The organism is Flavobacterium sp. J372 (genome assembly GCF_024699965.1).
Taxonomy (GTDB): Bacteria; Bacteroidota; Bacteroidia; order Flavobacteriales; family Flavobacteriaceae; genus Flavobacterium.
Genome location: NZ_JAJOMZ010000004.1, coordinates 3272234 through 3285028, shown reverse-complemented (window position 1 = coordinate 3285028; position 12795 = coordinate 3272234). Strand labels below are relative to the sequence as shown.

The window sequence follows — 12795 nt, the reverse complement described above, 5'->3', positions numbered from 1 at the left end:
CTACAACTTTATAATCCTTAAAAATTCCTCCATGAATTGGTCCAACTGGGTGGATTTCATCAAACGTTCATCTGCCGGCATTACCGTTGAGCGAAAAATGGCTTTGCTATCCATTTCGCTCTCTTTTCGAAAGCGGGTGCTGTTTTTAATCCGGCTTCGCATAAGGCTTAATCCCAGTTCCGCTATGAGCTTATTGTAAACATCATACAAAGGTGTGCTTTCCCTGCCATCGACCTGATTCCAGAACAGGTTGATGGACTCAATCGAGGTTTCACCTTTTTTCATAATCACTTCCTGAAGCAGCTGTGTAAAGATGAGCGTACTTTCCATTACCAGGCGGTCTGCCATAATTGGGGTAAAAATATGGTTCATGCCGGCTAGGGCCTTCAGGATACCCGGGGTATTGACCGTCCCCGGCAGATCAAAGAAAAGCGCGTCGATGGCCACCGGAGAAGTTTCTATAAAATTAATCGCGGACTCCAATACTTCTTCCGCCCTGCTTTGTATAATGGGATAGGCCTTTTTATTGATTGTGCTGAATTGCCGGAATGCCATTTTTTTCAAAACCTCGTTTTCCATGACCATTGCCAAATCCCTGGATTTCATTTTGACAAGGCTGTGTTGGGGAAAATCTGCATCGAAGACGGCGACATTATAGCCCAGACGGTAGTGCATCACACTTGCGGCAAGGGTTGTAAATGTACTTTTGCCAACGCCTCCCTTTTGTGAAGAAAAGGCGATAAATACTGTTTTATGATTTGTTTCCATATATAAATGATTTTAGAAGTTTACCATACTCACATGCGGCACTACATCCGTAGATAGGTATGTTGGCTACAACCTGCATAGGTGCATATGCAGTGGCAACCGTAAATAAAGATGTATGTGGTTACCTAATCAGCTGCATGCACATCTTCATACGCACTTAATTATTCACATAGGCATATGATAAATTATATAAGTATGTGCTGCGGTAGAGCAGCTTGCACATCTGTGCTTACATATGCAGGTTGGTACGTACATATCTTGCTATGGTGTTATATATGGACAAAGGAATGCAGATGGGTACTTACTTTCTCAGTAATGGTTTTGTTTGTCCACTGATGGCAATACTCGGCGTTGTTGCATTGTGCAATGCTTTCCACTTCCCGCCTTTACTTTGTATTGGCGGTATACCAGCACTATGACTCTTGCCTCCCGACAGGGTTGAACCGTAACCGTTAATGGCTTTTAGGCCATTTATCCTGCTTACTCCAATCCATCCCGAAGGGTGGATTTTCTGTTCTACAGAACAGAGCAAGTTATGTTTTGAGGCACCCGAAACAGGAAGGGTGCCTCAAAACAACTTGCCCTTGCAGGGGGCTGGAAAACGCCCTCCGAAGTCGGGGTTTTGTTAATTATTGAAAATGGATTTATGATGAGTGATGACAACAAAAAACATAACAAAGGCGGCCGTAAGCCAAAGCTTAACCGAAGCTGCCACCGATATGTGTTTCGGCTGACAGATCAGGAAAATGTTCGGTTTTTATCCCTGTATGAAGCCTCGGGCATGAATAATAGGGCCAAATTTATCATTTCGCTTCTCTTCCAGCGTGAGATCCGGATGGTCAAAGTGGATGTGCCTGCGATGGATTACCATACACAATTGACAAAATTGTTTGGGCAATTTCGCGCTGTTGGTGTAAACTACAACCAGATTGTCAAGATACTTTACCGTAATTTCTCTGAGAAGAAAGCCGCAGCTTATCTGTTTAAGCTGGAAAAACAGACTGTCGAGATGGCTTCATTGTGCCGGCAGATAATCGAATTAACCCAGGAATTTGAAAGCAAATATCTTGGTAAAAGACCTGAAAAATGATTGCAAAAATAGGGAAAGGCGAGAATATACTTGGTGCGCTTTCTTACAACCAGCACAAAGTGGATAAGGAAAATGGGAAGGTATTGCTCACTCACAAGATACCTGACACGTTGGATAATCGCTATTCGGTAGCTACAATATGTCGCTATTTTGAGCCCTACCTGCTAGCTAACAATAAAACGGAAAAGCCTGTCCGGCATATTTCGCTCAACCCTGATCCCGAGGACAAGGTTACTGACGACAAGTTTAGGGATATGGCATCGCAGTATATGAAGGAGATGGGTTACGGTAACCAGCCCTATATTGTATATAAGCATACTGACATTGAGCGCACCCATATACATATTGTGACTACGTGTGTTGAATTGGACGGAAAAAAGATCCCTGACAGTTACGACCATCCACGTTCCATGGCTATTTGCAGAAAGCTGGAAGAGCAGTACGGCCTTAAGCCCGCCCTTGAAACAAAGGAATCGCAAAATGAACGATTGTTCAAACCCGTGGAATACGCACGCGGCAATGTTAAGGCCAATATTGCTTCTGTTATACGTCACCTACCAAAGTATTACAGTTACCAAAGCTTTGGCGCTTATAATGCTTTGCTGTCACTTTTCAATATTACTGCTGAAGAGGTAAAAGGGGAATTGGGTGGACAACCCCGCCATGGCCTTGTATATTTTGTACTGAACGAAAACGGAGAAAAAGCAAGCCACCCGTTCAAAGCGTCACTGTTCGGGAAAAATGCAGGACTGGCACAGCTCCAAAGCCATTTTGAACATTCTAAGGAAAGGATGAATGGCAGCAAAGTCAGGCCTATTCTAAAAAACACAATCGAGATCGCCATGCATAGTGCAGGTAATGAGGCCGCTTTCAAACAGCAGCTTAACGAGCAAGGCATTAACGTAGTGATTCGTCGCAACGCGGAAGGACGGATTTACGGCATGACCTTTATTGACCATGAGAGCCGTTCGGTCTGGAACGGTTCCCAATTAAGCAAAAACCTTTCAGCCAATATGTTTAATGATTGGTGGAAAATGGAGCAAAAAAACACATCCGCCAGTCTTTCACAAGAGGAAACTAAAGCACCGCTACATGAGCCTGAACAACAGCCACACCATCTATTTGACTTCGCAAATACCGATAACCGCAATGATGAAGCGAACAATGAATTTTCAAGCCTACTTCCCGAATCTCAGGGCGAAGATTACGAGGAACTTGCTTTTGAAAACCGTATGAAAAAAAGAAAAAGAAAACCAGGATCAAACAGGGCATAATTTAATAATAACGCCAAACTAAGCCATTACTGGACATATAAAGCCATTCATCGATGGGTGCCGTGGCAGTTTCTAAATTCAGCTTTTAAAAATTACAAAGTATGCAAGGGGAAGACGATCTTAGGGGGTTAGCCAAAATTATGGCGTTTATGCGTGCAGTAAGTATAATTTTAGTGCTGATGCATTTTTACTGGTTTTGTTACGGATTCTTTTTGGATCGTGGCTGGACACTCGAAATTGTAAATAAAGTGTTGGGGAACTTTCACCGGACGGCAGGACTATTTTCAAACACCCTCTACACGAAGTTGTTTGCCCTTGTGTTGCTTGCTCTCAGTTGTTTGGGAACCAAGGGTGTAAAAGACGAAAAGATTACATGGCCAAAAATATATAGCGGATTATGCATTGGATTTATACTGTTCTTATTTAATTGGCCCCTGTTAAAACTCACGGCTACGGTAGCCACTTACCTTTATATTCTTACTACATCGGCAGGCTATATAAGCCTAATGGTTGCCGGTGTATGGATGAGCCGCTTATTGCGTAACAATCTTATGGATGATGTTTTCAATAATGAAAACGAAAGTTTCCAACAGGAAATCCTACTGATGCAAAATGAATATTCGGTCAACCTGCCTACAAAATTCTACTACAAAGGAAAATGGAATAATGGCTGGATCAATGTGGTGAATCCCTTCAGGGCGACTATAGTTTTAGGAACGCCCGGCTCCGGTAAATCGTACGCCATCGTTAATAACTACATCAAGCAGCATATTGAGAAGGGTTTCTCGATGTATATCTATGACTTCAAGTTTGATGACCTGTCCACCATCGCATATAACCATCTTTTGAAACACACCGATAAATATAAGGTCAAGCCCAAATTCTATGTTATAAATTTTGACGACCCCCGTAGGAGCCATCGCTGCAATCCCATAAATCCCGATTTTATGACAGACATATCAGACGCCTATGAATCTGCTTATACCATCATGCTAAACCTGAATAGAAGCTGGATACAGAAACAGGGTGATTTCTTTGTAGAATCGCCAATTATATTGCTGGCTGCTATAATTTGGTTCCTGAAAATCTATGACAATGGGAAGTACTGTACTTTCCCCCATGCTATAGAATTGCTGAATAAAAAATACGCTGATGTCTTTACCATATTAACTTCGTATCCTGAACTGGAGAATTATCTTTCTCCATTTATGGATGCCTGGCAGGGAGGTGCGCAGGATCAGCTTCAGGGACAGATTGCCTCAGCAAAAATCCCACTCTCGCGCATGATTTCGCCACAACTTTATTGGGTGATGACAGGAGATGATTTTTCACTCGATATTAATAATCCGAATGAACCCAAAATTTTATGTGTCGGGAATAACCCCGACCGCCAGAACATATATTCGGCTGCACTGGGACTTTATAATTCGAGAATTGTAAAGCTTATCAACAAGAAGGGGCAGCTTAAAAGTTCAGTTATCATAGACGAACTTCCCACCATTTATTTCAGGGGACTGGATAATCTTATTGCCACAGCTCGAAGCAACAAGGTAGCCGTTTGCTTAGGCTTTCAGGACTATTCTCAATTAACACGGGATTATGGTGACAAAGAAAGTAAAGTCATTCAAAATACGGTCGGTAATATATTCAGTGGCCAGGTCGTGGGAGAAACCGCCAAAAACCTCTCAGAACGCTTTGGTAAAGTGCTACAGAAGCGGCAGAGTATGACCATAAACCGTAATGATAAATCAACCTCAATTTCGACGCAAATGGACAGTCTCATACCGGCATCTAAAATTTCTACCCTCACCCAGGGCATGTTCGTCGGGGCTGTGTCCGATAACTTTGACGAGCGTATAGAACAAAAGATTTTCCATGCCGAGATTGTTGTGGATAACGAGAAGGTGTCAGCTGAAACGAAGAGTTATCAAAAGATTCCTGAAATCCTTTCATTCATAGACGATAATGGTTCTGACAAAATGAAAGAGGATATTGAAGCTAATTACCGACAGGTAAAATTGGATATAGTCCATGTTATTGAGACTGAATTGCAACGCATCCAAAATGATCCTGATCTGCAACATCTGGTTCAGCAGAAAAAATAAAGGGATATCGATTATAATACCCCTTACTTGCTAGTGCGGCAGCTCAGCTACCGTATGCCCTTTTAATCCTTCACTTGCTAAAAAAGCGAGGAAGCGTGCGAAAGGCTCAATATTTTGTCCAACACTGGCATGTTCCAGGGCCTGCATATAGTCATCGCGCTTTTCAACCGGAATAACCGTCCAGGGATAACCGCCGGAAGCCAGCATTGCATTCATTAGAAATCTTCCCATTCTGCCATTGCCATCCATATAGGGATGTATAAACACAAATATAAAATGACCTAATGTTGCCCTTACCGAGGCTTCCGGCTCTTCTTCGAGAAGCTCAAATAAAACTGGCATTGCATCGCGCATGGCTTCAACACCTAATGGTACATGTTTGGAATTGCCAATATACACCTGATGGTTTCTATAGCCTGCCAAATCAGCAGGTTTAAGGAGGCCTGCTACCACACTGGGATCAAACAGCTGCCTGTACCACTTAGAGTGGTCTTTATCCACGGCAGTGCCTGCAGTGTTGCCTTCAAGAATTGCTTTTATGGTTTCTTTTACTGATTGGAAGGCCTGATAATAACCCCTTGCGGCCATAGCATCGCGCTGCTGCCTGTCAGCTTCATTCTCCTTGATGTCCCATTTTCCTGAACTTACCTTTTCAATTAATTCGGGTGTTACCCTATAACGTTCGATGGAAAGGGAGTGGTAAGCATCAGTAATGTAAATATCGTCTACATTTTTCATGAATGCTTCATGATCTTCAGGAATTCCCGGTGCGGGAGGAAAGTGCTTTACTACTATTTCACGCATCTGCATCCACATTAACCTTATACGATTAGCATAGGGTGAACGTTCCCTGGCAGGTAACTTAATGGCAATTTTTTCTTCAAAAGGATCCTCTTCCCTTATAACATAATCCGCCTGCTTGAAAGTTTCGATGATCTGGTCGGCAATCCTGTCCCTGCCGATATTCCTAAAGGCACCGGCTAACCTGCCGGCGAGCTTGGTATGTCCATTTTCAAGCAGGACAGGCAACACCTCAGATGCGTCGCGAATCATTGACAGGATTGTGCGGGCATCAATTGCATTGTGGGTATAAACAGCAGCAGTACAATAAATAAGGGCGGTCTGTAAGTTATAAACCCGAAGGCCATTACTGCGAATTTCTGCATATTCTTTTTCCGGCAGTTCCGTTTTCAGGTTAAAGAGGGAAGTATTGTGCGGTAATGGTGTCGGTTTATTATTCGCGTCCGGTGACCTGACAATAAGCTGTTGCGGCACCGACCAGTTGCCCGCATGAAGCAATAGTGACTGGTCTGCGGAAAGGCACCAATTATCTCCATACTTTTTTGTTATGAATTGGGTAACAAAATCCCAGTAAGAACTATACCATGCAGTAGTTTCTCCGTCTTTTTCGGACGGGTTGGATGCTATATACCAACCTTTAGCAACTTCTTTTATAAAGCCATTCTTAACAAGCAATTGCCTGTGTCTTGGATTGGGAATATCATCTGTGTATATACCAACTTTTCCGCTATCCTGCAACTCTTTCAGGACGGTAAGCGCTTCGACAAATCTTTCTTTTGGTGTTGCCATTTCTTTGTAATTTAGAATGTACTAATCTTAGCAAATACAAATGTACTAAAATTAGCAAACATAAATGCGCTAAAATTAGTAAACGTAAATGCGCTAAAATTAGTAAACGTAAATGCGTTAATATTAGCAAACGTAAACACGCTAATTTTAGTCAATGCAAAAGCACGTCTTAAAGCAAAGCTATTATCCAACACGCAGCACAGAACTTTTGTTGTTTTTATCAGTGCTAACATCATTAGGATATTCTGCGACACCATCTTTATCGGGAACGATTGATACCTGGATTTTTCTTTCTAATGAAGATAGCGACGCTTTTAATTCTGCCAATACACTTTCCTTTGACCATACACCATTAACAACTTCTTCAAGAATTGGCAAATCCTTCTTTAGCCCTGATATTTTCTTTTCTTCCTGCTCAATAAGCCCGGGAATTTTCTCAAGGGCATTCAGGAAATTCATAGAAGCAAGCTTTGCATCTCTTGCCATGATCCCATTATTGTAAGTATATTTAATATTTCCTTCCCCTTGAATAAAAAACCTGTTGTCTTTTTCAAAAGTGTCTTTTTCGGACAGTTCTGTTTTTACCAATAAGGTAAAACCATATAAAGTTCCAATTTCTTCGTACTGGCCCGCCGTCCTGGGTTTTTCCGAAAGCTGATTGAGTTTGGTTCCTATCTGCTTTATGTCTGCGTTTGCAGGCAGGCCTGTAAGCTGTATCAGATTAAGGATAGTCCCGTCCTGCGCTTTTTGTACACGTTTTTGCAGATTAACCCAATCAGTTTCCATACGCTCCAAACGCGAGCCTGCAGCATCAAGCGTTGCTTTAATATCATCAAGCTTATATCTGGAAGAGTATTTGGAACGAATGAAAGATTGCCTTTCGCTTTCAAGGCCTGCGATCTGTTTTTCAAGTTTGGCTTTTTCCAGCAAGTCCGTATTACCCGAAAGTATAGCGACATACTCTGAGAAATTCATCCCTGATTTTTCATCCAGACCACCTTCGTCGATGGGTCCGTTTCCCCAAGCTATTATTCTTAAGCTGGTCAATGAAAACCTGTTTATTGTACAGAAGGTTAAACTTATAGCTATCTAAGGACTTTTCGACCGCATAGATTATCACATCCACATTATTTCCGGAAAAGAATTTAGCAATCTCGTTGCCTTTACGTATCGCCCTGCCATCTCTTTGAGCCAGGTCACTTGGGCGCCAGGGTGTATCAAGATGGTGAACAGCAACCGCCCGTTTCTGCGCATTAATGCCTGTTCCAAGCATACTTGTAGAACCGAATAGCACGCGAATTTTTCCGTCGTTCATCGCACCTATAAACTCTTTTCGCATTTTGTCGTTTTTTGCCTCCTGTATAAACCGTATCTCGTGCGAGGGAATGCCATGTTCTTCAACCAGTTTCCGCTTGATTTCAGAATAGGGGTTCCATTCATCGGGCTTATACGTACCTAAGTCGGAAAAGACAAACTGCGTCCCTTTCTGTGCATAAAATTTTTGGTAATACATGGCAATTTGTGCAGCGCAATGGGAGGCCTTATTATCAGGATGGTCACTGTATGTTGGGCTTATCATTCTCATATCAAGAGACATCTTACGGGCATAATCAGTTGCAATCAGCATTTTAGCCTTCTCCTCACTTTGGGATAGCTTTGGCCTTCCCAATAGCGTAGCATCACCTGATTTGGCAAACTGCATTAATTTCTTTATGAATACCTCCTGCTCAGGTGTAGGAGGAATATGATGAAGAATCTCTGTCTTTTCGGGACGGTCGATGCCAATATCTTTAGCCGTACGATAATCAGTTATTTCTGAATAGAACTGCGCCAGCTCCGGAACTTTTATAAAGAAACGGAATCGTTCTTTTGATACGATGTTGTTGGCTACCGAGAATTCATAATCAACGGTTTTACGGGCATAAATTGCAGCCCACGCATCAAAGCAGGTTATGCCCTGCTTTTCCAGAGCTTGGGGGCGCAAATATTTAAATAACAGGTACAGTTCCGTCAGTGAATTGCTTATGGTAGTGCCTGATAAGAAAGTTGCCCCCAAATCCTTGCCATTTCTCTCCTGTATTGTCCTTATGGCAAAAAGAAGGTTCAGCGCTTTCTGGCTTCCCTGCATATTCCCAAGGCCGGCTACGCGCTCATGGCGGGTATTAAACATCAGGTTTTTGAATTGGTGGCTTTCATCAACAAAAATGTGATCAATGCCCATCATTTTAAAATCGACAACATCGTCTTTGCGGTTATCAATGTCGTGTTCCAACGTCTTAAGCTTAACTTCCAGATTTTGTTTGCGTATGATTACACCTTTGAGCATAGCACGCGACACTTCGCCGCCCTGTGATTTAAGGACTTCCAGGTTTTCCTCTACGCTGTCGAGCTCAGCCTGCAGTATTTCTTTTTGGAGTTCAGGTGACTGTGGAATCATGCCAAACTGGTCATGGGTGAGGATAACACAATCCCATTCGTTATTTTTAATATCTCCAAAAATGCGCAGACGCTTTTGAGGGGTAAAATCTTCCTTACCGGGATAGAGGATTTTTGCATGCGGATATGCCTTGCGATACGTTTCCGCAATTTCGTGGACATTAGCTTTCAACCCTATAATCATTGGTTTATGGACTAATCCCAACCGTTTCATCTCTTGAGAAGCTACACACATTATTAGCGTCTTTCCCGCCCCGACCTCATGGTCGCAAATGGCTCCGCCATTGAGCTTTATCATCCACACAGCATCTTTCTGGCTGGGATACAGATCATCTATGCCTAACGCTTTACGATCCAGTCCCGGAAAATCCTGGTGGCTTCCATTATATTGCGGGCGCACAAAGCAATTGAATGTGTCATTATATTTATCGGTCAGGCGCTCCTTAAATTCATCATTTTGCGTATATAGCCAATCTGTAAATGCCTTGCGTATTTCGTCAATCTTGGTGTTGGCCATCTGGATGGCTTCCATATCCCGAACCTTCACTTCATTTCCGGCAATCATTACTTTTTTAGTGATATCCGGTGTGGTGTTGACAAGGGCATGTTTCAGCAATGCTATCCCGTCATATGTACGGCTTTGGGTTTTGAGAGCATATTTATCCCAGATAAGTACATTCTTTTTGTCGCACGCTATTGAAAAATCATCCGTATTCTCTGTATAATATATTCTAACATCTGTATCAAATAGATTGGAAGCGAAATGATTGTATATCCCTAAAGGAATCCAGCGCTCCCCCAAATTAAAATCAAGCTCGTCAAATTCAATCCGATTCGGACGCGCTTCCTCAAGCACCTTTAAGCTCTCGCGGGCCTCCTTATCGCGAGGGTTGGTCTCTAGGTATTGCCTGACTTGCGCAGCTTTATCGACAACATTTCCCGAGATCCACCTCTCAGAAATCTCGTATCCTGTGTCAAGCGGATTATAATTAATACGGCCATGCAGCGCTGCTTTCAGATCGGTTTCATCCATAGTGCTAACAGAAGACATGTATTCCAGCCGGACAGTACCGTACTTATTTAAGGAGGCTGCCAACGCCTCGTCAGGATTGTTAGTAGCTAATTTTGTAATAGAAAAGCTGACAGGCTGATGAAAAATATCAGCTTTATGTACAACGTTTCCAACCATTCGTTCGAGATATGGTATTTCTTTACCTGCGGTATCCGTTTTTATAAGTTTAATATTCTCTGCACTGTTTAGTGTACCATACCTTGTGATATAAGCATCGTATTGCTTGTTCAACGAAGCGCGCTCAACAGTATGCTCTACCATTAGTTCTGCTTCCCGATGGTAAAGCAGGTGGTACGAATCGCGGAGCTCTACGTAAGCTATAGCACGCAACCTTTGTGTCGGCGGCAAATTCAGAGGTTGAAAGATTGCAGATTTACTATAGATATCTACATTTTTTAGATATCCTACAAAACCCTTCTCAGCTACCAGGCAGTCCTCTCGATGAAAGTTGTGTAGTTCGCCGGTAAAGGGACCGGGATCAGGAAAGGTATTTTTTATAATTGGAAAATTTGCTGACGGGGTGTTGTCACTCGGGCTATCCTGAGAGAATAAGTTTCCATACTGCAACTCACTGTTTTGCATTTTGAAATCAGGTGCGGCTTTATCCGGCTGGGAAGCAAAATGGTCAAAGAGCCCTGGATGCTTAGTCTTGCTTCTCTTATTATTCCTTTTCGGTAAGGTTTTAGCCTGTACAGACGGAGGTTTTTGCGGCGTGCTCTCGAAAAGATCGAACAGGCTTAACTGCTGTTCGTAAGAAGGAGTATCTGAAAAGAGGGGGTTTTGTGAGTTGGAAGTATTTTCCGTTTCCGTAACTTTTTGCCTGGGCTCTTCAGGGAGTTGTTTTTCAGGGGTCCGGTCTTATTATCTGGGGGTCTATAATTTCTGGTCTTTTGACAGTAAGATTATTTGTGAAATCAATGGAAAGCAACTTTCTAAGATCTCCGGCGATACCTTCTACACCGCCTTCATGCTCGTATATCCAGGCAGGTTTACCATACATGTCGGTATCTTTATAGGCCGAAGTATGGATAATGGATTCCATAGTGGCGAAAAGCTTATTATAGTGGCTTCCGTCATTGGCTTGGTAAGTCCCTAAAAACTGGATTTCTTTATCTGAAAGTTCCTGTTTGTTACTATTTTTCTGTAGTATGATAAGGTCGCTCCCTACCTCAGTTCCCGCATATTCGCTAAATAAATTGTTAGGCAGGCGGATAGCAGATACCAGATTATGATCCCGCATCAAAGCTTCCCTGATAGGTTTATTTTTGGGGCTGTCAAGCACACCTTGTGAGGTAATGTAGGCTAAAACACCTCCGTCACGTAGCATATCACCGCCCTTAAGAAAAAAATAATTGTGGATGCTTCGGGCTCCTTGTTTACGCGCGACATCATTGCTGCGTGAAAATCCAAGGTCAAATACCGACGTATCACCGAAGGGAATATTACTAGTCACCAAGTCATAAGTGCCTCTTTCCTTGTCGGGAATTTCTTCAAAACCGGCAATCCGGATATTGTTTTGGGGATAAAGCTGTGCAAGGACTTTTCCGGTAAGAAGATCTTTCTCGTAAGCCGTGAAGTTTTGCGAATTATTACCGGATTTGGCAAAAGATTCGATAAAGGAACCAATGCCTGCTGATGGCTCTAAAATAGTATTAAAGCCGATGTTTTTTTCAGCGAAAGATTCCGCTAATGCTTTAATCACAGCCGGTGGAGTGTAAAAGGCTGTAAGTACCGAACTCCGCATGCTCTCTGTGAGTCGGCGGTATTGCTTATCATCAATGGAATTTTCCCTCAGAAGCTGATGTAATTCCTGGGTAAGCGAGAAAAGATTCTGTTCGGATTTTGCCCATTGTGAAAGTGCATTGGGGTCGTCAAAGGGATTCAGAACGAATTTTAGGCCACCAAAACCCCTAAACTGCAAAAGCTGTAGCCGCTCGGTTTCGGTAGCCTGGCGTTTCTCGTGCTCTAAAAAGAAAACTAAACGTAACGCCTCAATATTCTGTTTTAGATGATCCCTTTTATTAAAGGCCATTCTCTTCAATCCAGAGTTGTATCGTTCCTGTCAATTCTGTGTAGAGAAGGTCACATTCAGTTTTACCTTCAAAATCATCGGTCAGCTCATACCGCATGAATACAGGATCGCAAACTGGCAGCATCTGCATGGCAAACGGATAGAGTTCCTCGTCTGCCATAATGGTGTCAAATTCATTACATACTACCTTGAAAACACTACCGAAGCGGGAAAAATGCAGTCCTTCAAATAAGATGTAATTGGCGATCTCGTCACATTGCATATAGGAGTTCCCTGAACCAAAAGCACCTTCGTATGCGCTTGCAGCGCGTTGGGCGCGCTGATTTATAAATGTCGTATTCCAGGCGAGTTCCGGAAAACTGGCCCTGAGCAATTCCTCTAACCTCAGTTTGAAATAAGAGAGGTCTCGTTGATCTGTTTTCATATTA

The 12795-nt window shown here is 42.7% G+C and carries 6 protein-coding genes and 1 pseudogene; 3 read left to right on the top strand and 4 right to left on the bottom strand.

Annotated elements, in window-relative coordinates; translation table 11 throughout:
* Complete coding sequence (locus LRS05_RS16085) at positions 1-768, bottom strand: ParA family protein (protein WP_223053799.1); 768 nt, start codon at positions 766-768, stop codon at positions 1-3.
* A 646-nt stretch (positions 769-1414) separates the two neighbouring features.
* Between LRS05_RS16085 and mobA the strand changes: the two genes are divergently transcribed.
* The 3 genes from mobA to mobC all read left to right on the top strand — a co-directional run bounded on the left by mobA (position 1415) and on the right by mobC (position 5237).
* On the top strand, positions 1415-1858 hold the full coding sequence (gene mobA, locus LRS05_RS16080) for a conjugal transfer protein MobA (protein WP_223053800.1): 444 nt from the start codon (positions 1415-1417) through the stop codon (positions 1856-1858).
* On the top strand, positions 1855-3132 hold the full coding sequence (gene mobB / locus LRS05_RS16075; RefSeq protein ID WP_223053801.1) for a conjugal transfer protein MobB: 1278 nt from the start codon (positions 1855-1857) through the stop codon (positions 3130-3132). The genes mobA and mobB overlap by 4 nt, the downstream gene beginning before the upstream one ends.
* A gap of 101 nt (positions 3133-3233) precedes the next feature.
* Positions 3234-5237 (top strand): conjugal transfer protein MobC, encoded by a 2004-nt coding sequence (gene mobC / locus LRS05_RS16070; RefSeq protein ID WP_257869192.1) that lies wholly within the window; start codon positions 3234-3236, stop codon positions 5235-5237.
* A 30-nt stretch (positions 5238-5267) separates the two neighbouring features.
* Here mobC and LRS05_RS16065 read toward each other — a convergent pair whose 3' ends face one another.
* The 3 genes and pseudogenes from LRS05_RS16065 to LRS05_RS16055 all read right to left on the bottom strand — a co-directional run bounded on the left by LRS05_RS16065 (position 5268) and on the right by LRS05_RS16055 (position 12791).
* A complete protein-coding gene (locus LRS05_RS16065; protein WP_223053803.1) occupies positions 5268-6827 on the bottom strand; it encodes a Fic family protein in 1560 nt (519 codons plus the stop codon).
* A 183-nt stretch (positions 6828-7010) separates the two neighbouring features.
* Positions 7011-12367, bottom strand: a pseudogene (locus LRS05_RS16060) (N-6 DNA methylase).
* Complete coding sequence (locus tag LRS05_RS16055) at positions 12357-12791, bottom strand: DUF1896 domain-containing protein (RefSeq protein WP_223053804.1); 435 nt, start codon at positions 12789-12791, stop codon at positions 12357-12359. The pseudogene LRS05_RS16060 and the gene LRS05_RS16055 overlap by 11 nt, the downstream one beginning before the upstream one ends.
* Positions 12792-12795 lie beyond the last annotated feature (4 nt).

Excerpts from the sequence above, each read along its gene's own strand:
- LRS05_RS16085 (WP_223053799.1), bottom strand. The coding sequence starts at position 768 with ATGGAAACAAATCATAAAACAGTATTTATCGCCTTTTCTTCACAAAAG.
- mobA (WP_223053800.1), top strand. The coding sequence starts at position 1,415 with ATGATGAGTGATGACAACAAAAAACATAACAAAGGCGGCCGTAAGCCA.
- mobB (WP_223053801.1), top strand. The coding sequence starts at position 1,855 with ATGATTGCAAAAATAGGGAAAGGCGAGAATATACTTGGTGCGCTTTCT.
- mobC (WP_257869192.1), top strand. The coding sequence starts at position 3,234 with ATGCAAGGGGAAGACGATCTTAGGGGGTTAGCCAAAATTATGGCGTTT.
- LRS05_RS16065 (WP_223053803.1), bottom strand. The coding sequence starts at position 6,827 with ATGGCAACACCAAAAGAAAGATTTGTCGAAGCGCTTACCGTCCTGAAA.
- LRS05_RS16055 (WP_223053804.1), bottom strand. The coding sequence starts at position 12,791 with ATGAAAACAGATCAACGAGACCTCTCTTATTTCAAACTGAGGTTAGAG.